This window comes from Micromonospora sp. RL09-050-HVF-A, assembly GCF_019374995.1.
GTDB classification, from domain to species: Bacteria; Actinomycetota; Actinomycetes; order Mycobacteriales; family Micromonosporaceae; genus Micromonospora; species Micromonospora antibiotica.
Genome location: NZ_JAGKQP010000002.1, coordinates 1,434,518 through 1,460,043 on the forward strand (window position 1 = coordinate 1,434,518; position 25,526 = coordinate 1,460,043).

The window sequence follows — 25,526 nt, forward strand, 5'->3', positions numbered from 1 at the left end:
CGCATGGGGTCATTATCCACTGGCGTGGTCCCGCCGTTCGCCGGTGTCCACGCCCGGCGGCGACCGGAAGTTCCGGTGGTACGGGTCGCCTTGCGAGCCGACGACAGGCTAACGATACTCATGGATGTTCCTGAGCCGGACATGATCGAGCGCCGGGCAGCCTCGATCGGTAGATCCGTATGTCCGCGATCCTCCGGAGGAACCCGCCCATGAGATCCAGGATCAAACTGTTCGGCACCGCCCTGGTCGCCGCCGCGCTCACCGCGCTGGCCGCGGTCGCCGCCCCCACCCCGGCCTCGGCGGCGGCGCTGACCCAGGTGACCAACTTCGGGGCCAACCCGAGCAACCTCCAGATGTACCTGTACGTGCCGAACACCGTGGCTCCCCGACCGGGCCTGCTGGTGGCGGTGCACTACTGCACCGGCAGCGGTCCGGCGTTCTACTCCGGCACCCAGTACGCGGCCCTGGCCGACCGGTACGGCTACATCGTCATCTACCCGTCGGTGACCCGCAGCAGCAAGTGCTTCGACGTCTCCTCCCCGCAGGCGCTGCGCCGCGACGGGGGCAGCGATCCGGTGGGCATCAAGTCGATGGTCGACTACGTCCGGGCCCGGTACCCCGTCGACCCGAACCGGATCTTCGCCACCGGCACCTCGTCCGGGGCGATGATGACCAACGTGCTGCTCGGTGACTACCCGGACGTGTTCGCGGCGGGTGCGGCCTTCGCCGGGGTGCCGTTCGGCTGCTTCGCCACCACCGACGGTTCGGAGTGGAACAGCCAGTGCGCCAACGGGCAGGTGACGAAGACCGCGCAGCAGTGGGGTGACCTGGTCCGCAACGCCTACCCGGGGTACACCGGCAAGCGGCCCCGGATGCAGTTGTGGCACGGCACCAACGACGAGACCCTGCGCTATCCGAACTTCGGCGAGGAGGTCAAGCAGTGGACCAACGTGCAGGGGTTGAGCCAGACGCCGACGTTCACCGACACCCCGCAGGCCGGCTACACCCGTACCCGGTACGGCGGTAGCGGCGGCACCGCGCCGGTCGAGGCGATCAGCATGCAGGGAGTGACGCACAACCTGCCGGTCGACGCGGCGCAGGCGATCCGGTTCTTCGGCCTGGACGCCCCGCCGACCACCACCCCGCCCCGACCACGGCACCGCCGACCACCCCGCCCCCGACCACTCCGCCGCCCACCACCACGCCGCCTCCGACGACGCCGCCGGTGCCGACCACCACGCCGCCGACGCCGTTCCCGCCCACGCCCACCACCCCGGGCCCGGGGGCCGAGTGCCGGATCGCCTACACCGTGAACGCCTGGAACACGGGCCTGACCACCGCGATCACGATCACCACCCTCAGGGACACCGGGATCAACGGCTGGAACCTGGCGTTCACCCTGCCCGCCGGGCAGACCATCACCAGCGGCTGGAACGCGACCTACTCGCCGACCAGCGGGGCGGTCACCGCCACCAACGTCTCCTACAACGGCTCGATCCCCCCGGGTGGCTCGGTCAGCATCGGCTTCCAGGCCAACCACACCGGCAACACCGCGAAACCGCCCTTCTTCACCCTCAACGGCTCCCCCTGCGCGGTCGTCTGACCGCACCCACTGGCGGTGATCAAGAGCTTTGCGTCAGGAGAACCGGTCCGGGTGACGTAAACCTCTTGATCACCGCCGCCACCGGGACCGCCGGCGGCGGCGGTCCGCACTAGCGGGTGGGGGTGGTTTGGTGGGGGTGGTTTGGTGGATGTGGGGACGGGGGTGGGTGGATAGGGTGGCGGCGACGGGGGGTCGCCCGGGGATGCGGGGCGGCGGCCGGCGCGGGAACGGCGGGTTCGCAGCCCGGTGGGCCAGCCGCAAGCGACCGAGCCGTCGTCACCACCGGTCGTCCACAAGGGAGCATGCATGCGTCTGAATCGATCGATGAAACTGGTGCGGTACCGGTTGCCCGCGTTCGCTCTCGGTCTGGGCGTGGTCACCCTCGTCGCCACCCCCGCCGCCGCCGTGCCGGCGGGCGTCCACCCGGCGGGCCCCGCCACGGGCGTCGCCTCCGCAGCCGCCCGTCCGGGCGACGCGGCGGCGCAGGCCCGCACCGTGGGCACCGCCACCCGCCCCTCGGCTGCGCGGGCGGCGGGCTGGACGCCGGTGCCGGGTACGGCGCAGGCCCGGTCCGCGCCGGCCACCGCCACCTACGGGGGCGACCTGCACGTCTTCGTGCAGGGCCCCGACGGGCAGGTACGGGTCGACCGGTACGACACGAACACCGACGCCTGGTCCGGCTGGTCCACCGTCCCCGGTGACGCCATGGCGACCTCGGCACCGGCGGCGGCCGTCTACGGCGGGGAACTGCACCTGTTCGTGCAGTCCGACCAGAAGATCCGCACCAACCGGTACGCCCTGGACACCGGCGCCTGGTCCGGCTGGAGCACGGTCGGTGGCACCACGTCGGCGTCGTCGGCCCCGTCCGCCACCGTCTACGGCGGCCAACTGCACCTGTTCGTCCGGGGCGCGAACGGCAAGGTCCGCACCAACCAGTACACGCTGGACACCGCCGCCTGGTCCGGCTGGGCGACCCTGGCCGGCCCGACCGGTGCCAACTCGGCCCCGTCCGCCGCCATCTACGGCGGTGACCTGCACGTCTTCGTCCGGGGCACGAACGGCAACGTGCGCACCAACAGGTACTCGCTGTCCACCGGGGCCTGGTCGGGGTGGGGCGACGTGCCGGGGACCGCACGGGCGGCGTCCGCGCCGGCCGCCCTGGTCTACGGTGGCGGGCTGCACGTCTTCGTCCGTACCGGCGGCGACGACCTGCGCACCGCCTGGTATCTCCAGGATTCCGGCGCGTGGACGGGCTGGAGCACGGTCGACGGCCCGGGCCAGACGATCTCCGCTCCGGCGGGAAGCGTCTACGGCGGTCTGGTGCGGCTCTTCGTCCGGGGTGCCGACGACGAGATCTACCAGGGCCAGCCCTGACGGTTGCCGCTGCGCCGCCGCCCCGTCCACCGACCCGGTGGGCGGGGTGGCGTCGTGTCGCGGGCCGGGCGGTGGTCTGCGGAGTCCGGGCCGGACGGTGGTGGCTAGAGTCCGGGCATGGATGCGCAGGGGCGACGGGCGGTCGTGGTGGGCAACAGCGACGGCGTCGGGCTGGCCCTGACCCGGCAACTGGTGGCGGCCGGCTGGACGGTCGCCGGGGTGTCCCGCAGCGGCAGCGACCTGACCGCCCCCGGGTACACCCACCACGTCGCCGACGTCACCGGCGACACCTACCGCACGGTGCTGGCCGGGGCGGTCGACCGGCTCGGCGGGGTGGACGTGTGCGTCTACGCGGCGGGGGTCGGTGAGTTCTTCGACCTCGGTGACCTGGCGGCGCAGACCCGGGCGCTGGAGGTCAACCTGATCGGTGCGGCGCGCACCGTGGAGGTGGTCGTGCCGGCGATGGTGGCCGGGGGCGGCGGGCACCTCGTGGGCCTGTCCAGCCTCGCCGACGCCGCCCCGTCGGCCCAGGCACCCGGGTACGCCGCCGCCAAGGCCGGGTTGACGTCGTACCTGGTGGGGTTGCGGGGCGCGCTGCGCCCGCACGGGGTGCGGGTGACCGTCGTGCGGTTCGGGTTCGTCGACACCAAGATGGCGAAGTCACCGGTCAAGCCGATGCTGCTCAGCGTGGAGCGGGCCGCCGACGTGGTGCGCGACTGCCTGCGTACCCGGCCGGCGGTCGTCTCCCGGCCCCGGCGGATGGCCGTGGTGGTGCGGGTGGCCGGGGTCGCGGCGAGGGTGGCTGCCCGGCGTTGAGCCGTCCCGGCCGTGCGACCGGGCCGACCGGCGGCACGGCACGGCATCACCCGGGCCCACCGCCTTGAATTCGCGACGATCGTCGTGGGATTCTGGTGCGTCGATGGCTGCCGCGCGCGGGGCTGACAGTCGTCCAGGGCAACCGGGAGCCGTTGGGTTTCCGGGGGACGGCGACAAGCACGACGGAACGACGCCAGCACTCCCGTCCATCAGTCCCGCCCGCCGTCTCGACGCCCTCGTGGGCGACGCAACCCCGACCGGCCGGGCGGTGTGCTGTGGTGACCCACGAAGGAACCCGTATGAACAGAGATTCCGCCCCGTCGTCGCGCCCGTCGCGTCGCCGGGAGCGCTGGACGGCGCTCGCCGCGAGCCTGCTGCTCGCCACCGGTGGGCTCGCCGTGACCGCCCCGTCGCCCGCCGACGCGGCGGCCGACCCGGTGGCCGTGACCGTCAACGCCAACGCCGGGCTGGCCACCGTGCCGGCCACCGCGTTGGGCGTCAACCACGCCATCTGGGACTCCCAGCTCGGCACGGCCGAGACGTCGGACCTGCTCAAGGCCGCCGGGGTGCGGATGATGCGCTACCCGGGCGGCTCGTACGCCGACATCTACCACTGGCGTGACCACACCGCGCCCGGCGGGTACGTCGCCCCGAACACCGACTTCGACACGTTCATGGCCGCCGCCCGGCGGGTCGGCGCGCAGCCGATGATCATCGCGAACTACGGCACCGGCTCCCCCGCCGAGGCCGCCGACTGGGTGCGCTACGCCAACGTCACCAAGGGGTACGGCGCGAAGTGGTGGACGGTCGGCAACGAGAACTACGGCAACGGGCACTACGGGTCGGCCTGGGAGGCAGACGACCACCCCGACAAGAGCGCCAGCCAGTACGCCCGGCTGGTGGTCGACTACGCCGACGCGATGAAGGCGGTCGACCCCACGGTCAAGGTCGGCGCGGTGCTGACCATGCCGGGCAACTGGCCGGACGGGATCACCGCCGGCAGTGACCCGGGCCCGTGGAACCGGACCGTGCTCTCCATCGCCGGCCCCAAGATCGACTTCGTGGACGTGCACTGGTACCCGGGTGGCACCGCCGCCGAGTCGCTGGCCCGCACGGCCCACATCGACGAGGCCGCCCACCTGCTGCGCGACCAGCTCGCCCGGTACGCCGGCCCGAACGCCACCCGGATCGGCATCAGCTTCACCGAGCTGAACGTCGGCACCGGGCAGAACACCCAGCCGGGCGCGCTGTTCCTCGCCGACGCCTACAGCGACCTGCTGGAGAACGGCGTCTTCACCGTGCAGTGGTGGAACGTGCACAACGGCATCGGCACCGTGTCGCAGGTGGGCGGGCAGACCGACTACGGCGACTTCGGGCTGCTGTCCAGCGGCGGGTGCACCGCCGACAACTCGGTCTGCGAACCGCCGCTGAACACCCCGTTCGCGCCGTACCACGGGCTGTCGATGATGAACCTCTTCGCCCGGCCGGGTGACCAGTTCGTCCGCGCCGCCACCGACGAGCCGCTGGTCACCGCGCACGCCGTGCGGCGGGCCGACGGGGATCTCGCGGTGCTGCTGGTCAACAAGGACCCGGCCAACGCCCGACCGGTCACCATCGACTACGCCGGCTTCACCCCGTCGGACGCCGCGCCGACGACGTACTCGCTGACCAACGGGGCGTCCGGCGTGGTCACCGGGCAGTCGGGCAGCGCCGCCAGCCGGACGCTGCCGGCGTACTCGCTGACCACGCTGGTGCTGCGGCCCTCGTCCCCGGTCACCGCGCACCCGGCCCCGCCGGGGCAGCCGACGGCGAGCGGGGTGACCGACAGGTCGGCGACGATCTCCTGGTCGCCGGCCCCGCCGAAGGGCGCCCCGATCGCCAAGTACGAGGTGTACCGGCAGAACGGCACGGTCAGCGAGCAGCTCGGTGAGACGGCCGGCACCTCGTTCACCGTGGACAACCTCGTCCCGGGCACCCGGTACACGCTCAACGTGCTGACCCGGGACACCGCCGGGAAGGTGTCCTGGTCGTCGTCGCCGGTCACGTTCACCACCGCCGGCCCGGCCGACAGCGCCTGCACCGTCCGGCTCACCACCGCCAGCGACTGGGGCAACGGCTGGGTCGGCAACGTCGAGATCGTCAACAACGGGGCGAACCCCGTCGACGGTTGGACGTTGACCTGGAGCTGGCCGACCGGCTGGCAGCAGGTGAGCAGCGGCTGGAGCGCCACCTGGACGCAGACCGGGCGTACCGTGACGGTCGCCAGCACCGACGACAACCGGCGGATCGCCGCCGGGGGCAGCACCACCGCCGGTTTCGTCGGGTCCTACGGCGGCCCGAACGTCCCGCCCACCGGTTTCGTGCTCAACGGCACCCCCTGCACGGTGGGGTGACCGGGCGGGGTGGCCGCCGCAGCGGTGCTGCGGCGGCCACCCCGGGGAGCGGTCAGAAACCTGCCGCGTGGGCGGCGGTGGTGCCGCCGACCACCGGAAGAACGATCTTGCTGCTCTTCAGGGCGACCTGGATGTTCGCGGCGGTGGTGTCCGCCTGGCTGGAGTACTGCGGGTAGCTGGCCACGATGATCACGCCGATCCGGTGGCCCGGCTTGAACACGTAGTCCTCCGGCAGCAGCGGGAAGGTGAAGTTGTACGACTCCCCCACCACCAGTGGCACGGCGGTCCGGATCGACTGCCGGTTCTGGGCGTCCATGATGCCCTTGGTGACCAGCTCGTAGTCGGCGGTGGCGACCCGCTTGGCGGTCTGCTTGTAGCAGCCGTCGTCGGTCGGGCTGTTCAGCCCCCAGCAGTCCTCGGTGGCCAGGGTGACGATGCCCTCACCGGAGGCCCGGTGCGCCACCCGCTCGTCGGTGCCGTAGTCGACCAGGATCGCCCCGAAGTTGGTGTCGGTCTGGTCGGCCGAGGCCCGCAGCTGCACCTTCGGCGTGCCCGAGATGTGCAGGGGCGCGGTCAGCGGCGCGGACAGGAACGCCAGCCGGTTCGGCTGCACGGTGTCCGGGTTGAGGATCATGGTGTTCTGGCTCTGGGTCCGGCTGTCCTGGAACGCGCCGGTCGCCGGCTTGGCCGTCGGCACCAGCTTCAGGCCCCCCGCCCCGGTGGTGCCGGGCTGGAGGAACACCTCGGTGTCGGCCTTGCCGGGGATCGGCCAGTCGGCGTGGGTCTCCCACACGTCGGCGGCCCGCTCCAGGTCGACCCGGGGCTCGTCCATGATGCCGTTGGCGATCCCGTGCAGCCAGAAGTCGAACCACCGGTGCAGGGTGGACACCCACACCGCGCGCCGCGAGTCGAACGGGTCGACGTGCCCCTCCTGGGAGAGCCACAGCTTGCGCTGGACGTTGTTCTCCGCCAGGGCGTACCAGAATTTGCTGAAGTGGTCCGCGCGGACGTTGTCGTCGTTGAGACCGTGGTAGAGCAGCACGCTGGCGGTCATGTTGGGGACCTTCTTGACGTAGCTGCGCTCGTTCCAGAAGGCGGTGTAGTCACCGGTCTCGTCGCCGTCGGCGGCGGCCATCGCGTCGCGTACCGGCTTGCAGTAGTCCCGCCGCTCCGGGTTGGTGACCGTGTTGGCCAGCGACGCCACGTAGCTGTTACCCCGGGTGACCACGCCGTTACTGCGTACGTAGTCGTAGTACTCGGTCGGGCCGCTGATCGGCACCACCGTGGTCAGGCCCTTGACGCCGGTCACCGCCGTCGCCATGGCCAGCGAGCCGTCGTACGACTTGCCGATCATGCCCGACTTGCCGTTGTGCCAGTCGGCGGTGACCACCTGACCGGCGGCGTTGCGCGCGGTGGCCCGGCCGTTGAGCCAGTTGATCGCCTGCTTGGCGCTGAGATTGTCCTGGTTGGCGTTGGTGGTGGGGCAGCCGGTGGAGTTGTTGGTGCCCACCATGTCCAGCAGGATCACCGCGTAGCCGCGCGGCACGAAGTAGTTGTCGTAGAACAGCGGCCACTTGTCGAGCAGTCCGTCGCCGTCCAGGTCGGCCTTGCACTCGGACTCGTTGCCCCGGCAGACCGTCGAGTAGTACGGGCTGGCGTCCATGATGACCGGCACCTTGAGCCCGTTCGCGGTGGCCGCCGGTCGCATCAGGTCGAACGCGATGATGTCGCGCAGACCGTCGTTGTCGCTGTCGAAGGTGGAGTCGATGAACAGGCGTTCCCGGATGGCGTCGCCATAGCCGAACACCGGCTGGGTGACCCCGTCCTGGACCACGATCGTCGGTACGTCCTGCGCCGCCAGCGCCTGTGGTGCCGCGCCCAGGGCGGCGAGCACCATCGCGGACAGTGCGGCCACCCCGGCGCGGAGGGGTGTTCCCGATCCAGCCATGCGGTCTCCTTGAATCTCGGCGAGACCGCGCACGTTATGGGCCGACCGACCGGCACCACCACCTGCACCTGTAGGAACTTTGCCCCGGCCGCCCCGACGACACCGGGCGGGGCGGTGGACGTGCCGGTCAGTCCCGGTAGCCCCACTGCCGCAGCGGCTTGTCCAGCACCCGTTCCACGGCGGCGAGCTGCGCGTCGCCCAACTCCTCGTGGTACGCGGCCCGCCGCCCGGCGTGGAACCGGTACCGCCCGAACCCCTTCTCGAAGGCCGGTGACCAGTCCAGGTCGAGGAAGTCGAGCATCCGGGCCACCTCGCCGCGCGGGTCGGCGAGCAGGTCCTCGTAGCGCACGTCGAGCCACTGCCCCTCGGGGTGCGCGGCCCGCGCCTCGGCGAAGGAGTCCATCAGCATCTTCCAGCCCAGCGCGGCGAGCACCGGGAACGACCTGTCGTATTCTTCCCACTCCTGGCGCAGGTCGGTCGGCAGCGGCCCGAGGAACCAGTTGTCCGGCCCGCGCCAGCCGTCCCACCAGCCCATCTGGAGCCAGGAGTTGGTCACCGCCCGACCGTCGCGGACCACGTTGACCACCCGCAGCTGCGGGTAGCCGGCCCGCAGGAACCCGGCGCGCGGCCAACCCGTCACGTGGTGCAGCAGCAGCCGGCAACCCTGCCGTTCGATCCGGGCGTCGAAGAAGGCCCGCAGCCGCCGCCGCAGGTACGGGGTGAGATCGTCGGCGGTCAGGTCCCGGCACGGGCGGGAGAAACCGGCCACCACGTGCCGGTCCAGCAGGTCGTACGCCTCCGACGGGGCGACCCGCAACCGGCCCTTCTCCAGCAGCCGGCGGCTGTGCCGCAGCGACGTCATACCCGCCGGGCGGGGCGCGGAACGCCGGTACAGCGGCCCGTTGAACCGGCCGGCCAGGTTGAGCCGGGACAGCTTGTCGTCGACCCCGGAGACGAACCCGACCCCTGGGTGCCGGGACAACAACTCCTGCACCAGCGTCGAGCCGCACCGCCCGGTGCCCACCACCACCGCCAACATCGCTCAGCCCTCCTCGTGCCCGGTCGACCCCGCCCGCCCGACGCCCACCGACCGTCCACCGGTCGCAGCCGGCCCACCCCGCGCGGGCCGCCCCGCCCCGGCCGGTGCCGGGACGCCGCGCCGCCACGGGTAGCCGAACCGGCGCAGCCCCGGCGCGGTGAGCCCGGTGACCAGCGCGTACGACCAGCGGGACAGGTCGCGCCGCCACTGCACGTCGGCGGTGATCGGCACCGGGCCGGTCCGGTGCCGCGACGGGTTGCCGGCCACCGAGTGCGTCGGCGTCAGCCGTACCGTCGCCGGGCCGGTGAACGGGCCGCCGTCGGGGTCGACCCCGGCGAAGGCGACGATCCGGCGCAGCGTCGCCTCCGGGTCGGCGGTCAGATCCTCGTAGCGCACCCGCAGGTAACCCGCCGGTGCACGGTCACCCCACAGCCGGACGGTCACCGTGTTCCAGACCAGCCAGAGCAGGGCCGCCTTCCACACCGGCGGTCGGCTCATCAGCTCCGGGTCGGTGTCGCCGTCGAGACCCCGGCGACGACGCCAGGAGAAGGCGGTGGCCCGGGGGTCACGGACCAGGTGCAGCACCCGCAGCTCGATGCCGGGCAGCGCGCCGAGCAACGCACCGTACGGGGGCAGCTTCGACGAGTCGACCACCACCCGTGCCCCGGTGTGCCGGGCCACGGCCGCGTACAGGTCGGCCAGGACCGCGTCGTCGGGGTGCGCGGGCACCGGCCGGAGACCGCGGCGGTGCCGGCGCAGCAGCGCAGGCAGCCCGCGCATCCGCAGCCGGCCGCGCAGCCCGGCGGCGATCGCGGCGGCCCGGTCGGTCGGCAGTTCCCGGCGCACCCGGTCCCACAGGGGGCAGTCCCGCAGCGGCCGGCCACAGCCGCAGGGCCGGTTCTCCAGCTCCCCGCGCTGCCACAGGTACCGCAGCTCCCCGGCGGCGAAGACCCCGTCGTACTGGCCCAGCACGGTGGTGACCAGGGTGCTGCCGCTGCGTCCGCTGCCGGCCAGGTAGAGCACCCGCACCGGCGGGTTCACACCGGCTCCCGCACGGCCTGCGCGGCGCTCGCGTAGACCTCCCGCAGCCGGGTCAGGTGCGCCTGTGGGGAGAAGTCCCGCTCCACCCGCGCCCGACCGGCCCGCCCCATCCGGTACGCCCGCTGCGGGTCGGCCAGCACCCGGTGCAACCCGGCGGCCAGCGCGACCGGTTCGTCGGCGGGCACCACCTCACCGTCCACCCCCGGGGTCACCAGCTCCGGCAGGCCACCCAGGTCGGAGGCGACCACCGGAACCCCGCAGCCGTACGCCTCCAGCACCGCCATCGGCTGGTTCTCGTTCCACCGCGACGGCACCGCCACCACCGTGGCCGAGCGGACCAGCTCGTGCAGCCGGGCCTTGTCCAACCGGCCGTGGAACCGGACCCGGCCGGGGGCCCGCCGCCGGGCCAGCTCGGTCAGCCCGTCGCGGGCCGGGCCGTCCCCGGCCACCTCCAGCACCACGTCGTCGGGCAGCCGGGTGAGCGCCTCGATCAGCACGTCGACGCCCTTCTCGGCGGCCAGTCTGCCGGCGAAGACCACCGGCCCGCCGGGTGCCGTCTTGACCGCCGTCGCGGCGACGTCGACGAAGTGCGACACCACGTGCATCCGGTCGGGGAAGACCCCGGCCCGGCGCATCACGTCGGCCAGGAACCGGCTCGGGCTGACGAACGCCTGCACCGGCCCGTACGCCCGGGTGGTGCGGTGCAGCCACGACTCGACGGCGAGCAGCGAGCTGGCCCCCAACGAGCCGTCCTTGCAGCGGCGGCGGGCCGCGCGCAGCGGACCGCCGGTCACGCAGGCGTCGCAGACCGCGCCCCGGTCGAGCATCTGGTAGCTGGGGCAGGCCAGCTTGTAGTCGTGCAGGGTCATCACCGCCGGCACCCGGGCGGCGCGCACCGCGGCCAGCACCGACGGGGAGAGCTGGTGGTAGATGTTGTGCAGGTGGACCACGTCGGGCCGGAACTCGTCGAGCACCCGGGCCAGGCCCCGCCGGCTGGCCGGCGACCAGATCATCCGGGCCGCGACCGCCGCCCGGGCGCCCGCGCCGCGCGGCGTCGGGTCCAGCTCCACGTGGGACGGGAAGTGCCTGGCGTACGGGGTGGGCGCGTCGTTGTCCGGGTGGGTCATGCCGAAGAAGGCCACCTCGTCGCCGTCGCCCCGTTGCAGCTCGGCGACGTCGAGCAGGTAGCCCTCGGCGCCGCCGCGCCGGTAGAGGAACTTGTTGACGTGGAGGACACGCATCGGCCTGCTCCGGAGGTGGCTGCTGGGGTCCGTCGGGGGTCGGGAGGTGGGGTGGTCGCCCCGGACAGCAGCGGTGACCAGGGGCCCCACCGTATGCAACACCGGTGTCGTGAGTCCAGCTCATGATCCCCAAGTAGCCACACGGCCCATCGCCGGCTGACCACACGGCCACGTGGTCAGCCGCGATGATCTGCCGGTACCGTGTGCCCCACCCCGCCCGACGTGCCCGAGGAGGACCCGGTGCCCCACCCCGACGAACCTTCGGCGCTGGCGTACACCGCCCGTCGGGTCCGCCGGCACCTGCGCTGGGCGCGTACCGAGGGCATCCGGCGACTGGTCGAGGAGGACCGGCTCGACCCGGTCGACCGGGCCCGCACCGCCCTGGCCAAGTGGCGCTGGCGACGGACCCATCCCGGGCCGCCCGGCCGGGCCGTCCCGGTCTACCTGGTGGGCCTGCAACGCTCCGGCACCAACATGCTGACCCGGGGGTTGGACGCCGACCCGTCGGTGGAGGTCCGCAACGAGAACGACCGGGTGGTGTTCCACCGTTTCCGGCTGCGCCCCGACCCGGTGCTGACCGCCGTCATCCGGCGCAGCCGGCACCGGTACGTGCTGGTCAAGCCGCTGTGCGACACGCACCGGGTGGACGAGCTGCTCGACCTGTCCGGGGTCGCGCCGGGGCGGGCGCTGTGGGCGTACCGGGACGTCGACGACCGGGCCCGCTCCGAGGTGGCGAAGTTCGGTGACGCCAACCTGCGGGCGTTGCGGGCGATCGCCGACGGCACGATCGGGGACCGCTGGCAGGGGCAACGCCTGGACCCGTCGACGCGGGAGCTGGTCGCCGGCTTCGACCACGACCGGATGACCCCGCACACCGCCGCCGCCCTGTTCTGGTACGTCCGCAACTCGCTGTACTTCTCCCTGGGCCTGGCCGACCGCCCGGACACCCTGCTCTGCTCGTACGACGCGCTGGTCGCCGACCCGGCCGGGTACACCCGGCGGTTGTGCGCCTTCCTCGACCTGCCGTACGACCCGGTGTTGCACGCGCACGTCGGCGTCCGCAGCCCGGCGCGGCCCCGGCTGGACATCGACCCCCGAGTACGGGCGCTGTGCACCGAGCTGACGGGCCGGTTGGACGCGTCGGCCGGCCGACCCGAGGCGGTGGAGCATGGCTGACCCCACCGACCCGGCCCCGCACACCGCACCGGACCTGCAGGCCCGGCCCGCACGGACGGCCGACCCCGCACCGGACCCGCAGGCCCGGCCCGCGCCGGACGCGGCAGCCGGGGCGGGTCGGCCGCAGGGGCCGATCTTCCTGGTCGGGTGCCAGCGGTCCGGCACCACGATGCTGCGGCTGGTGCTCGACTCGCACTCCCGGGTCAGCTGCGGCCCGGAGACCCGGTTCCTGGCCGACATGCAACGCATCGTCGGGCGGGACTGGGAGCGGTTGTCCCGCTTCGGATTCCCCCGCGATTACTGGCTGGGCCGCATCGCCGACTTCTTCGGCGGCATCCAGGCCGACTACGCCCGCTCCCGGGGCAAGACCCGCTGGGCCGACAAGACCCCGCTGTACGCGCTCTCCATCGACTTCCTGGCCGAGGTCTTCCCCGACGCGCAGTTCGTGCACGTCGTGCGGGACGGCCGGGACGTGGTGGTGTCGCACCGCAAACGGTTCGGCTACTGGTCGGCGGTCAAGTGCGTGGTGAAGTGGCCGCGCTACATCCGGATCGCCCGCGCCGCCGGGGCCCGGCTGCCGGCCGACCGCTACCACGAACTGCGCTACGAGGAGACGGTCACCGACCCGGAGAAGGCCATGCGTGGCCTGTTCGAGTTCCTCGGCGAACCCTGGGAGGCTGGCGTGCTCGACTACGACGGCAAGCAGCACGACGTGGCGGGCAAGTACACCGCCGAGGCGGAGCGACGGCGGGCCGCCGCCGGCACCGACGCCCCGATCTACGGCTCCCGGGTCGGCACCTACCGCCGGGAGCTGGACCCCTTCCTGCGGGTGCTGGTCCGGGTCTTCTCCGGTGCCACCCTGCGCGAACTGGGCTACCGGTGAACCGCCGGGACGGGTCGCCGGGGCGGCGGGCGGCCGGACCACCGGCGACCGGCCGGGCCGGGTCGTCGGCACACCGTCGGGCCGGGGCGGCGGTGGCCCGCCGGGCCGGGCGGCGGACGCTGATCGCCGGTGCGCTGCTGTTCGCCCTGGTCGCCGGGGCGGCCTGTTCGGACGATCCCGCTCCTGCTCCCCGGCCCGCCCCGTCGGCGACCGGGCCGTCGGCCGGTGCCAGCGGTACGCCGCTGCCGGCCGGTGCGCCGGTCCGCAACCCGTTCGGTGCGCACTGGGACTTCTCCCGGCACGACCAGTTCGTGCCCTACCTGGAGAAGCTCACCGGCTCGACGACGTACCACGAGTTGAGCTGGTGTGACATCGAGAAGACCCAGGGCAGCCCGGACTTCGCGGCGGTGGACCAGATCGCCGAACGCAGCCGCAAGCTCGGCATCACCCTGCACCTGAAGATCCGCACCGGGGTGTGCTGGGCGACCGGCGGGACGGCGAAGTTCACCCGGGGCCAGGCCAACAAGACCGAGTCGGCGATGCCGACGGACCTGGCCGCCTACCAGAACTTCGTCCGCACACTGGTGCAGCGGTACGCGCCGTACGGCGTCGGCGAGTACGCCATCGAGAACGAGGTCAACGCGCAGCAGTACTGGGCGGGCAGCCCGGAGGACTACCGCCGGCTGGTCACCGCCGCCGCCGAGGCGATCCGGTCGGCCGACCCGAAGGCCAAGGTGGTCGACTCGGGCATGAGCAGCGTCGCGTACGGGATGGGGGTCGCCGACCGTTTGCTGCGCGCCGGGCAACCCGACCAGGCCGTCGCCGCGTACCAGGCGTACTTCCAGCGGCGGATCGGCACCCGGGGGCGGCTGATCCCGGCGGTGAACGACCCGACGGCGTTGCGCACGGCGTTGGACAACGCGCAGAACTCCCGCAACCTGGCCTACCTCGCGGTCACCGAGAAACTGCTCGACGACCGGGTGGTCGACGTCCGGCAACTGCACTTCTACGAGCACTTCTCCGGGGTGCCGGCGCTGCTGGACTACCTGCGGGCCGAGACGCCGTCCGGGGTGCCGGTGCAGGCGTGGGAGGTCGGGCAGTTCTGGAAGGACGGCGGCGACGCCGCCGCGGCCCGGGGTGACGAGATGGTCAAGGTGGTCAGCATGCTGGTCGCCGGGGGCATCCACGAGGTGCTCTGGTTGCCGCTGGCGTACAACCCGAACAACCGGGCCGGTGCGGAGGTCCGCTACGGGCTGCTCGACCCGGACGGCACCCAACGGCAGGCCGGCGCGATGATGGCCGCCCTGGCGGCGGCGGCCCGGGACGCGACCGTCGAGCCGGTGAACGGCAAGGGCCTGACCGGGGTGGCGTTCCGGCGGGGTGCGGAGAGCACCCTGGTGGTCTGGTCGACCTCCACCGGCACTGTGTCGTTGCCGGCCACGGGCGGGGTGACCGGGGGGCCGGTCGGTGCCGACCCGACCGCCCGCACCGGTGCGCTGCCGATCGGCCCGAGCCCGGTGCTGGTGCGGGCGCAGGGTGACCCGGCCAGCGTCCTCGCCCCGATCCGCTGACCGGCTCCCCACCGCACGCGGTCCGATGGTAGGTGCGGTGGGGCCCCGGGCCGGTGCTCTCGGGGCAGGCGGTGTGCGGCGGGCGCGGGTGAGCCCGGTGGGCTCCCATGATCACATTGCGATTTTGCGCACTGTCCTCGGCGTGCCGTCTACATAATCGCCAGCTGTTCATGGTCCCGCACGTTGGCGCAGCGGCGTTCAGCCCGGCGACGGGGCGTGGCCCGCTCGCTCACCAGGTACGGGGCCAGCCGAGCAGCTCGGCGAGGCGGGCGTTGTGCGGGGCGAACCCGGCGGCCAGCTCGGCCCGTAACGCCGGGGTGAGCTGGGACGGGCCGGTGTCCGCCCGGCGGGTGTGCCGGGCGAACTCCGCCGGGGTGAACGGGGCCAGCCCGAGGAACCGCAGCACGCCCGCATAGGTGGCCGCCGGGTCGGCGTACAGGTCCTCGCTGCGGATCACGTGCAGCCGGTCGGCGGGCAGGTGGGCGTACCAGCGGTCGAGCTGTTCGGCGTAGCGGCCCCGGGCGGCGTAGGAGAAGTTGCGCAGCGCGTGGTGGGCCGCCGGGGTGTCCGGCCCGTCGGCCAGCGCCCCGGCCAGCCGCCCCGACTCGGCGGCGAGCGCCTCGGCGAAGCCCAACGGCTCCAGCCCGTACGAGCGGGTGTGCAGGTAGTGCGAGTAGGCCCGCTCGACCGGGTCGCGCAGCAGCGCCACGAACCGGGCCTCGGGCAGCGTCGCCGCCACCCGGGCCGGCACGCTGGGGTGGAACAGGTAGTAGGGGCTGGCCTCGAAGCTGCGCCGGCCCGGGGCGGCCGGCGGGAAGTGCGCCCGGTACCAGCGGGTCCCCCGCCCGAAGTGCAGGCTGAAGAACTGGAGTTCCTTGCCGGTGGCGGCCCGCACGTCGGGATGCGCGGCGAGGTAGTGGTGCAGCGAGGTGGTGCCGCACCGCTGCCCGCCGATGATCAGGAAGTCGGGCAGTACGCCGACCCGGCCGGGCCGCGCCGCCCGCGCCCAGGCGCGGGTGCCGCGTACCACCCGACGGAGCCGGTCCACGGCGACCCGGCGCGGCCCCGCGCTCACCGCGACACCGCCCGGTCGGAGGTGTCCCGGCCACCCTCGCCCACCCCGGAGGGGGGCGGACCGTCGTCGGACGGGACGCCGCCCGGGACGTCCCCGGCGGCGGTGTCGGGCGGGTCGCCGCGACGGCGGCGGGCCAGGGTGCGCAGCACCATCAGATCCTCCCGGCTGAGCCCCAGCGCCAGCACGGTCCCCAGGTAGACGGCGACGATCGTGGTCAGGCCGACGAACGGCCGCCACGGCCAGCCCGGCACCAGCCAGCGCACCAGCAGCCCGGCGGCCAGCGCGACCACCCCGGCGGCGAGCCCCTTGGCCATCCCGACGGTGAACGGCAACGCGCCGGTCAGGTGGCGGACCTGCACCACCCGGGCGATGTTGACCACGATCAGCGAGGCGCTCCACGCCGCCGCCGCGCCGACGATCCCGTACGCGGGGATGAGCCACAGGTTGAGCAGCACGTTGAGCACCAGGGCGACCAGGTTGTCGGCCATGTTCAGCGCCACCCGGCCGGACATGTTCAACACCGTGCCGCACGGCCCGGTGGCCGCGTTGACGAGCTGGCCGAGGGCGAGGATCACGGTCACCGCCGCACCGGTGGCGACCTCGCCGCCGAAGACGCGCAGCAGGTCACCGGGGAGGACCAGCAGCGCCACGAACGCCGGCAGCGACAACCGGACCACCCAGCCGGTGGCCACCGCGTAGACCCGGCGGACGTCGTCGAGGTCCCCCCGGTGGTAGAGGTGCGCGAGGTACGGGCCGAACGCCGCGTTGACCGGCGCGAGGACGAAGATGGCCACGGTGACCAGCCGGGTCGCGACGTTGTAGACGCCGATCTCCGGGTTGGCGAAGAAGCCGAGCAGCAGGGTGTCGACCCAGATCAGCCCGGTCGACGACAGCGACGACACCCAACTGACCGTGGAGAAGCGGAACAGCTCCCCCGGCCGGTGCACCGGGCGGGCCGGCGGCACCCGGCGCACCAGCCGGGCCAGCGACAGCAGGGCGAGCAGGGCGGCCGACCAGCCGGCCACCACCAGCGCCCAGAACGCCCCGGTCAACCCGGCCCCGGTGACCAGGGCGAGCACGGTGAGCAGCAGCCGGGTGCCCGGCTCGTAGAGCTGGCCGATGAAGGTGTACGGCCGCTGGGTGCGCCAGCCCCGGGTCGCCGCCAGCGCCGCCTCACAGATCGTCGACGCGGGCAGGGTCAGCGCGACCAGTCGTAGGCCGGTGACCAGTCCCGGGTCGTGGAGCCGGTCGGCGAGCCACGGTGCCCCCCAGGCCAGGGCCCCGGCGAGGACGACCGACGAGCCGGCGGAGACGGCCAGCCCCAACCGGACGGTGCCGCGCAGTGCCGGGGCGTCGTCGTCGGCCAGGTGCACCGCCACGAACCGGGTCAGCCCGGCCCGGAACCCGGACAGCGACAGCAGCCCGGCCAGCGACAGCACCGCGTAGCACTGGGCGTACCGGCCGACCTCCCGGATGCCCAGCACCCGGGCCAGCAGCAGCATGACCAGGAAGACCGCCGCCTGGCTGAGCAGGGCACCGAGCAGGTTGAGACCGCCGCCCCGGGCCATCCCCCGCACGTGCTGGTCGCCCCGGGTGGACGCTTCGGTCACCCCGGCCTACCGGCGGCGGGAGTGCTGCTCGGGCACGGTCGCCGTCACCGCCGGCAGCACCACCGTGTCGTCACTGCTGCGCCGCCCACCGGTCGGGGCCGGGGTGGCCCGGCCGACGGCCGCCGGCTGTCCGGCCCGACGGCTGCGCGCCAGCCACTCCAGCACCGCCACCAGCAGCACGGCCAGCAGCAGGCCGGCACCGGACACCGGGAGCACCAGCGCGACCAGCGCCTTCATCCGGGACACCGGCTGCGCCTCGCCGACGCTGGTCACCTTGTCGGGGTCGGCCGCCTGAGACTGGGCGCGGGCCTGTTGCAGGCCCTGCCGGGCCGAGGCCAGCGCACTGGTGGCGCTGTCCCGCTGGGCGATCAACGCCTGGTAGTCGGGCAGCTTGGGGCCGAGTTCGTCGAGCCGCTTCTGCCCGGCGCTGATCGAGTCGGCGGCGGCGTCGGCGCCCCGGCTGTTGCCGACCGCCTGCATCTGCAACTGCTGCTGCCGCAGGCTGGCGATCTCCTGCAGCGTCGACTGGTAGAGCTTGTCCGGCTGGCTGACCTTGTTGGTCTTCTCCCAGTCGTTGATCGCCCGGGTGGCGCCGGTCAGCTCGTCGGTGGCCGCCTTCACCTCGTCGGTGGCGATGTTGACCTGGCTGGTGAACAGGAACGCCAGCGCGCGCTTGCCGGTGGCGGTGAGCACCGGGGCGACCGTGGACCGGTCGTCGGCGGTGTAGGTCACGGTGAGCTGGCTGCTCGCGCCGACCTGCTTGACCGCCAGGCCGTCGCGCAGCGCGTCGGCGGGGACCCCGGTGTCGGCGGCCACCTGGTCGACCACCTGCGGGGAGGTGACCGCCGCGGCGAAGGCCGCCGCGAACTGGTTGGCGGCCTGGGTGCCGGTGTACTGCTGGGCGGCGCTACCGCCGACCAGGGCGGGCGCGGCGACGTAGGAGGTGGCGGCGTACTGCTGCGGGCCGAGCAGGACGATCGACGCGGCTGCCGCCCCGGCGACCAGCGGAATGCCCACCAGCAGCCAGAGTCGACGCCGCGCGACCCGCAGATAGTCGACGATCTCCACCCTGGTGCTCCCCACTGCTTGATCCTTCATCGGTTGGTCCGGCCGGTCGTCACCGGTCGGGGCGTCGCCGGCCGGGACAGGTCGTCCGGTAGCCCGCGGGCGACCGCGCCGGCTGCCGCGGCGAACGCCGCGAAATACCACAGGGTGACCACGTTCGAGATCACGTTGGACGCGGCGCTGACCGCGACGAAGGCGACCGCGCAGCCCAGGAAGCCGATCGCGATGCCCCGGCCGAGCGTGCCCGGTGGGGCCCGGCGCAGCGCGTTGAGCCCGGTGTGCAGGCACAGCGCCATCATCGCCAGGTACGCCAGCAGCCCGGCCAGCCCGGTCTCCACGTACGCGCGCAGGAAGTCGTTGTGCGGCTTCTTCGCCTCGTCGGCCTCGAACTTCGTCATGTTGGGGCCGATCCCGGTGACCGGGTTGCGGTTGGCCAGCGACACGATCTCCGACCAGTAGCCGACCCGCCAGGCGAGGGTGTTGCCGGTCGGGCCGCCGCCCACGGCGCTGCTGTCGGCGAGTTGCCCGAAGCGGTGCGCCACGCTCGGCAGCAGGGCCACCCCGGCCACCGTGACCAGGCAGAGCGCCACCAGCATCCGCCGGCTGCGGTGCAGCACCGCGACCACCAGCAGGCCCAGCCCCGCACCCAGGATGGCGCTACGGGTGTTGGTGAGCAGCAGGAACAGCAGCGACGCGGCGAGCAGCACGCCGAGGCCGAGGCGCAGTCGGCGGCTCAGGTAGCGGTGGATGCCGAACCCGAAGATCACCATGAACATGAGGTAGCGGCCGAACGTGGTGGACTGGCTGAACGGGCCGCTGATCCGGGTGAAGTCTCCCTTGACCTCTGCCGGTGGGTGGCCGAGCAGGGACAGCACGACGGTGTAGCCGACCGCCAGCGCCAGCGAGACGTAGGCGGCGAGCAGCACCCGGCGGACCGCCGGCAGGTCCGGCATGAGCTGTTCCAGGACGACGAACATCACCACCACGGTGCCGATCCGCAGCGCCTCCAGGGCGCTGGGCACCGGCTGGGCGGCACCGACGGCGCTGACCAGGCAGGTTGCCCCGACCAGCAGCATCGCCACGCCGAGCGGGGAGCCGCGCAGCCGGCCGTGCTGCCGCAGTTGGGCGGCGAGCCAGAGGCCGGCGGCGAGCAGGAACAGCACCGCGAGGATCGTCGAGGGGTCCATCGTGCGGGTCGCCCCGGCACCGTCGGCCCGGCCGGCCGTCGGGCCGCTGAGCTTGAACAGGTCGACGCAGGACCGGACCGCCAGCATCAGCAGCACGTACGCCGAGAAGCGGGTCAGCGCGAGCGCGCCGACGGCCAGCCCGGCGAGGATCACCAGGGGCAGCACGGCGGCGATCCGGCCGCCCCCGGTCGCGGCCAGCCCGGCGCCGACCGCCACCACGGCGCAGAGCAGCGCCGCGCCGCCGGTCAGCAGGCGGGTGGTCCGGTCACCGGCGGACCACCGGCGGGGTCGCCCCCCGGGCAGGCCGAGGTCGCCCTCCGTGCCGTGTCGCTGTCCGTCCACCGCTCGCCGACCACTCGTTTCCAGGGAACTGTTGCCGGTCGCCGCCGACGGCCGGGAGAACGGCCTAATCTAACGGGCGACGCGATCGGGGGACATGGGCCGTTACGTCGGCCGTGGGCGACCCAACGTCCGGTTCCTCGGGACGGGGGGCGCGCAGGGCCAGCGAGAAGTAGAGTTTTTCCAGCTCGCGGGCTGCCGCGTCCCAGCTGTACTCGGCCAGGACCCGGTCACGCAGCAGCGCGGCACCGGCCCGTTCGGCCGGTACGTCGGCGGTCACCGTGGCCAACGCCCGCAGCAGGTCGTCGGCGTCGCCGTCACGGAACAGCCGGTGCCCGGGGCCGTCGTGGGCCAACACCTCACGGTGGGGTTCGATGTCGCTGGCCACCACCGGCAACCCGTACGAGGCTGCCTCCAGCAGGGTCAGCGGCAGCCCCTCCAGGCGGGACGGCTGCACGAAGGCCGCCGCGTGCGAGTACAGCTCGGCGAGCACGTCGCCGTAGACGAAGTCGGTGAACACGATGCGCGGGTCGTCACCGGCGGCCTGCCGCAGCCCGGCGACGTACTCGTCGGTGAAGGACGAACCGCCGACGATGGCCAGCCGCAGGTCGGTCGGCAGCCGCCGGAACGCCCGGACGAGCAGGTCGGCGGCCTTCTCCGGGACGAGCCGACCGACCAGCAGCAGGTAGCCACCGGGGCGCAGGCCGAACCGGGACAGCTCCCGGGGCGGCCGGTGGGTGGGGGTGGCCACCCCGTTGGGGATGTAGCGGGCCGGCCGGCCGAACCTGCTGGTGTAGTGCGCCGCCAGCCCCTGCGACACGGTCACCCGGGCGTCCGGCAGGTGTCCGCTGAGCCGGTACGCGGTGCCGAGCACCGCCCGCGCCGCCCGGCCCCACTTGTCGCGCTGGTTGTCCAGCCCGTGCACGGTGAGCACCACCCGGGCCCGGGAGGCATAGCGGGCCAGCGGCGCGGTCAGCACCGGGCCGAGACCGTGGTAGTGCACGATGTCGGGGCGCTCGGTCAGCGCCGCCAGGGTCGAGGTGGCCGAGTGCACGATGGCGTCGAGGTGCTTGCTGGGCACGGTGCGGGCCCGCCGCAACCGGATGCCCCGGTGCCGGGTCGTCTCCACCGCGCCGTAGCTGTCCCGGCAGTAGACGGTGATCTCGTGGCCGAGCCCGGCCAGCCGGCTGGCCATCTCCTCCACGTGCCGTTCGATCCCCCCGTAGGTGGCCGGCACGCCCTTCTGGCCGATCATCGCCACCCGCAGCGGACGCCAGCCCGGCGGGCAGGTCACGGTCGGCCCCGAACGGTCGGGGCGGAGTTGCTCTCCCCGATCGGCGGCTTCGTCACGCAACGGCACTGTCCCCCCTCGTTTCTGCTCCTCACCGGGTTGGTGGCGCTGTCCCCGGCGCACGGGACGCTAGATCATCGACGATCGGCCGGCCACTGGCCGGTCAGTCAGACCTGGCCGGACACCGGTGGTGTCCGGCCAGGTCGGACACCACCGGTGTCCGGCCGGTCGACCGCCGGTGACCGCCCGGTGCCGATACGACGCCGGGAGGACGGAGTCTCCGTCCTCCCGGCGACCGGAGGGTGACGTCAGGAGGTCGGGCCGCCGAACTCCACCCAGTTGAGGTTGAACAGGCTGGTCGTGGGTCCGCCGGAGACGGGCTTGAAGACCAGGTAGAGCGCGTGGGTGCCGGCGGCCTGGCTGACCGGGAAGGTCTGGCTGGCCCAGGCGCTGGTGCCGGTGGTCGCGTTGAGCGTCGCGCTGGTCACCAGCGCACCGGTCGGCGAGTCGAGCCGCAGCTCGACGATGCCGCGCGGGGTTCCGACGGTGGCCGTGGAGCCACCGGCGTACCGGAAGGTGATCTTGTCGATCCCGCCCAGGTTGATCGGGTCGAGCGCGATGTGGTCACCGCTGTCGATGCCGGCCACGTGCTGGCCGCCACCGGCGTCGGTGGTGTTGGCCAGGGTGACGCCCTGCTGGACCTGGGCGAACTCGGCCTGCTGCCGGAAGGTCTGCAGGACGATCTGGTCGAGCGAGGACAGCGCCGGCTGGCCGTTGGCGCCCTTGTCGGTGTAGGTGGCGCTGATCGCGCCGTACAGGTAGCCACCGGCGTGGTCGGCGCCGTCGGCCGGGGTCTCGAACGAGCCGGAGCAGCCGTTGGCGTCGCTCATGCCGTGGCCGTGGGTGTCGTGGCCGAGCACGAACGAGACCGTGACCCGGCTGCAGTCGATCGGGCCGTCCTCGGGGTCGGTCACGGTGACCGTCCACGGCACGGTGTCACCCCAGTTGAAGAACGTGCCGGACAGCGGCGAGGTGACCTTCACGGTGGGCGCGGTGTTGCCCACGGTGATCTCGCGGGTGAGCACCGCCGTCTTGCCGCTGGTGTCGGTGACCGTCAGCTTGGCGGTGAACACCCCGACGGTGGTGTAGGTGTGCGACGCGTCCCGCTGGGTCGAGTCGGTGCTGCCGTTGCCGTCGAAGTCCCAGGCGTAGGTGATGGTCTCGCCCGGGTCCGCGTCGTAGGAGCCCTCGGCGGAGAACTGCACGGTCAGCGGTGCCGCACCCGAGGTGGGGCTGGCCTTCAGTTCGGCCACCGGCGCCCGGGTGCCCTTGGCGTAGCGGATCACCGACAGCGCGGCGTCCGGGTTGGCCCGGAAGAAGCCGTCGCCGTACTCCAGCAGGTAGAGGCTGCCGTCCGGGCCGAACTCCATGTCCATCGGGTTGTCGAAGACGAAGCCCGGCAGGAACTGCTCCACCCCGACCAGCTTGCCGCTGCCGTTGGTGCGCATCATGTAGATCTTGTCCCGGGTGAACTCCCCGAAGACCACCGCGTCGTTGTAGTACTCCGGGAACTTGGTCTCGGAGGCCAGCGCCGCGTCGTACTTGTAGACCGGGCCGCCCATCGGGCCGACGCCCCCGGTGCCGAGCACCGGCCACTGGAACTCACAGGTGCCGGGCGGGGTGCTCAGGTACGCCTCGGCGCAGGTGGTGGTGGCCCGGAAGGTGTAGTTGAGCTGCGGGTCCTGCACCGGCGGGAGGACCCGACGGCCGGTGTTGCGCGGCGAGTCGTTCACCGGTGCGGCGCAGTTGAACGCACCCTTGGACTGCTTGGTGACGAAGTCGTAGTCGATGTACGGCAGGGTCGGCGAGTAGCAGTACGGCCAGCCGTAGTTGCCTGCCTTGTTGGCGGCGATCCACCGCCCGGTGCCCTCCGGCCCCCGGGCCGCGTTCGGCACCTGCGAGTCCGGCGAGTAGTCACCGATGTAGACGAAGCCCCGCGAGTCCACGTCGAAGCGGAACGGGTTGCGCAGGCCCATCAGGAAGATCTCCGGGCGGGTCTTGTCGTCGCGGTCCTCGGCCTCGGGGAAGAGGTTGCCGGCCGGGACGCTGTACGACCCGTCCGCCTTCACCTTGATCCGCAGCACCTTGCCCCGCAGGTCGTTGGTGTTGCCGGCGGAACGCTGCGCGTCGTAGCCCGGCCCCTGGGTAGGCGACTCGTTGATCGGGGTGAAGCCGTCCGAGCCGCCGGCGTTGGTGTCGTCGCCGGTGACCAGGTAGAGCAGCCCCTTGCCGTCGAACTTGATCTCACCGGCGACGTGGCAGCAGACGCCCCGGTCGGTGTCGACCTTCATGATCTTCTGCTCGCTGGCCAGGTCCAGGTGCGGGGTCGGCTCCTCCACCCACTTGAACCGGGAGAGCTGGTTGTGTCCCTTGTAGGCGTCCCACGCGCTCGGGTCGGTGCTGGTCACCGGCGCGTCGGTGATGGGGGTGTCGAGCTTCGGCGCGTAGTAGACGTAGACCCACTTGTCGGTGGCGAAGTCCGGGCCGACGGTGACCGACTGGAGGCCGTCCTCGTCGTGCTGGTACACCGGGAGGGTGGTGATGACCGGGCTCGCGCCGGTCTTCGGGTCGTAGAGCCGGATCTCGCCGGCCCGGGTGTTGTGCAGCACCCGGCCGTCGGGCAGCACCGACAGGGTCATCGGCTCGCCCGGCTCGTCGTTGAGGATGACCTTCTCGTAGTTGGCCTTGACCGTCGCACCGCAGTCGCCCTGGACCATGCCGGCCGACCACTGGATCGCGCCGAGCAGGTGCTTGCGGAACGCCCCGTTGGCGTACGTGTCGGCGGAGTCGCCGAGTCCGGTGTAGAACGACCGGCCGCCCTGGAAGTCCTTGCACCAGGAGATCGGGTGGTCGAAGCCCATGGTGCCGCCGGTGAAGGACTTCTCGTCCACCGTGGCCAACACGTGCGCGGTGCCCCGGACGTTGGTGGTGAAGTTGTACCACTGGTCGTTGAGGGTGAGCTGCCGGGCGAGCGGCTTGCTCGCCGGGTGCGCCCGGTCGGCCACGTCGATGGTCGCCGACCCGCTCGACGCCGTACCGGCCACGGTGGTGCCGACGATGTCGCGGTAGAACGTCCACGATGGTTCGGCCTCGACCGCGGCATGCACGCCGAGGTAGCCACCACCGTTGCGGATGTAGCGCTCGAAGGCCGCCTCCTGGCCGCCGTTGAGCACGTCGCCCGTGGTGTTGAGGAAGACGACCGCGCCGTAGCTGGCCAGGTTGTCGTCGGAGAAGGCGGTCGCGTTCTGGGTGACGTCGACGGTGAAGCCGTTGCCGTTGCCCAGGGTGCGGATCGCGTTGACGCCCTTGTCGATCGACGGGTGACGCTCACCGTCGGTCTTGGTGAACACCAGGACGCTTGTCTGGTCCTGGGCCGGCTGGGCCAACGCCGGGGCGGTCGCGGCGAGCGGGACGACGATCCCGACCCCTGCGATCGCGGCGAGCCATCGGTGTACCGATCTTGCCATCTGGTTCCTCCGGTGGGGGACGATGTGCTACCTGCTCCGGGCGGGTGCCGGGGCCACCCGGGGTGTCGTGGTGCTGCGCCTGGCTCTCCGGTGGGGCGGGACGACGCCGTCCCTGCCCCGGGGTGGTTCGCCGACCGGTGAGCTGCCGCACGGTCCGGGGGCGCGGCCCGTGCTGCGGGCACGGGGCATCGCGGCCCGGGGTACGGGTCGGAAGAGGTGACGTGGTGGCGGGCGGGGCCTGCGGGGGCGTACCGCCCGGGGACCGTGCCGACATCCTGCCCGGGTCTGCCGGGGCGGGGTCGGGGCGTGGCGGTCGGAAAGCGACGGCGTCCGGGCGGTGGCGGTCG

General features: G+C 73.0%; 16 protein-coding genes and 1 pseudogene. 7 read left to right on the forward strand and 10 right to left on the reverse strand.

Annotated elements, in window-relative coordinates; all coding sequences use genetic code 11:
• Positions 1–209 precede the first annotated feature (209 nt).
• The 4 genes and pseudogenes from J7462_RS06655 (at position 210) to J7462_RS06670 (ending at position 6,186) form a co-directional block, all read left to right on the forward strand.
• Positions 210–1,603: pseudogene (locus J7462_RS06655) on the forward strand (PHB depolymerase family esterase).
• 306 nt (positions 1,604–1,909) lie between these two features.
• Complete coding sequence (locus tag J7462_RS06660; RefSeq protein ID WP_219462718.1) at positions 1,910–2,977, forward strand: hypothetical protein; 1,068 nt, start codon at positions 1,910–1,912, stop codon at positions 2,975–2,977.
• Between the two features lie 117 nt (positions 2,978–3,094).
• Positions 3,095–3,793, forward strand: coding sequence for an SDR family oxidoreductase (locus J7462_RS06665; protein ID WP_219462720.1), 699 nt, complete (start codon positions 3,095–3,097; stop codon positions 3,791–3,793).
• Between the two features lie 299 nt (positions 3,794–4,092).
• Complete coding sequence (locus J7462_RS06670; RefSeq protein WP_219462722.1) at positions 4,093–6,186, forward strand: cellulose binding domain-containing protein; 2,094 nt, start codon at positions 4,093–4,095, stop codon at positions 6,184–6,186.
• Between the two features lie 52 nt (positions 6,187–6,238).
• Here J7462_RS06670 and J7462_RS06675 read toward each other — a convergent pair whose 3' ends face one another.
• From J7462_RS06675 to J7462_RS06690, 4 genes are all read right to left on the reverse strand, one after another.
• Positions 6,239–8,134 carry a CocE/NonD family hydrolase gene (locus J7462_RS06675; RefSeq protein WP_255597613.1) on the reverse strand — a complete coding sequence of 632 codons (1,896 nt, stop codon included), beginning with the start codon at positions 8,132–8,134 and terminating at the stop codon, positions 6,239–6,241.
• Positions 8,135–8,261: 127 nt separating this feature from the next.
• Positions 8,262–9,173: a sulfotransferase gene (locus J7462_RS06680; RefSeq protein WP_219462723.1), complete on the reverse strand. Its 912-nt coding sequence runs from the start codon at positions 9,171–9,173 to the stop codon at positions 8,262–8,264.
• 3 nt (positions 9,174–9,176) lie between these two features.
• Positions 9,177–10,214 carry a sulfotransferase gene (locus J7462_RS06685; RefSeq protein ID WP_219462725.1) on the reverse strand — a complete coding sequence of 346 codons (1,038 nt, stop codon included), beginning with the start codon at positions 10,212–10,214 and terminating at the stop codon, positions 9,177–9,179.
• A complete protein-coding gene (locus tag J7462_RS06690) occupies positions 10,211–11,455 on the reverse strand; it encodes a glycosyltransferase (RefSeq protein ID WP_219462728.1) in 1,245 nt (414 codons plus the stop codon). Before J7462_RS06690 ends, J7462_RS06685 begins: the two co-directional genes overlap by 4 nt.
• 240 nt (positions 11,456–11,695) lie before the next feature.
• On the opposite strand from J7462_RS06690, the gene J7462_RS06695 reads away from it, so the two are divergent.
• The 3 genes from J7462_RS06695 to J7462_RS06705 are packed head-to-tail and all read left to right on the forward strand — an operon-like array spanning position 11,696 to position 15,085.
• Complete coding sequence (locus J7462_RS06695) at positions 11,696–12,631, forward strand: sulfotransferase (protein WP_219462730.1); 936 nt, start codon at positions 11,696–11,698, stop codon at positions 12,629–12,631.
• Positions 12,624–13,514, forward strand: coding sequence for a sulfotransferase (locus J7462_RS06700; RefSeq protein ID WP_219462732.1), 891 nt, complete (start codon positions 12,624–12,626; stop codon positions 13,512–13,514). The genes J7462_RS06695 and J7462_RS06700 overlap by 8 nt, the downstream gene beginning before the upstream one ends.
• Positions 13,511–15,085 (forward strand): hypothetical protein, encoded by a 1,575-nt coding sequence (locus tag J7462_RS06705; RefSeq protein WP_219462733.1) that lies wholly within the window; start codon positions 13,511–13,513, stop codon positions 15,083–15,085. Before J7462_RS06700 ends, J7462_RS06705 begins: the two co-directional genes overlap by 4 nt.
• Before the next feature lie 229 nt (positions 15,086–15,314).
• On the opposite strand, the gene J7462_RS06710 is transcribed toward J7462_RS06705, so the two are convergent.
• The 6 genes from J7462_RS06710 to J7462_RS06735 all read right to left on the reverse strand — a co-directional run bounded on the left by J7462_RS06710 (position 15,315) and on the right by J7462_RS06735 (position 25,179).
• Positions 15,315–16,160, reverse strand: coding sequence for a sulfotransferase (locus tag J7462_RS06710; protein ID WP_219462735.1), 846 nt, complete (start codon positions 16,158–16,160; stop codon positions 15,315–15,317).
• Positions 16,157–17,770 carry a flippase gene (locus J7462_RS06715; RefSeq protein ID WP_219462738.1) on the reverse strand — a complete coding sequence of 538 codons (1,614 nt, stop codon included), beginning with the start codon at positions 17,768–17,770 and terminating at the stop codon, positions 16,157–16,159. The genes J7462_RS06710 and J7462_RS06715 overlap by 4 nt, the downstream gene beginning before the upstream one ends.
• 6 nt (positions 17,771–17,776) lie before the next feature.
• Positions 17,777–18,853, reverse strand: a complete 1,077-nt coding sequence (locus J7462_RS06720) for a Wzz/FepE/Etk N-terminal domain-containing protein (RefSeq protein WP_219462739.1) — start codon at positions 18,851–18,853, stop codon at positions 17,777–17,779.
• Positions 18,854–18,864: 11 nt separating this feature from the next.
• Positions 18,865–20,364 (reverse strand): O-antigen ligase, encoded by a 1,500-nt coding sequence (locus tag J7462_RS33195; RefSeq protein WP_219462740.1) that lies wholly within the window; start codon positions 20,362–20,364, stop codon positions 18,865–18,867.
• Between the two features lie 64 nt (positions 20,365–20,428).
• Positions 20,429–21,655, reverse strand: a complete 1,227-nt coding sequence (locus J7462_RS06730; RefSeq protein ID WP_219462741.1) for a glycosyltransferase family 4 protein — start codon at positions 21,653–21,655, stop codon at positions 20,429–20,431.
• A gap of 305 nt (positions 21,656–21,960) precedes the next feature.
• Positions 21,961–25,179, reverse strand: a complete 3,219-nt coding sequence (locus tag J7462_RS06735; RefSeq protein ID WP_219462747.1) for a ThuA domain-containing protein — start codon at positions 25,177–25,179, stop codon at positions 21,961–21,963.
• Positions 25,180–25,526 lie beyond the last annotated feature (347 nt).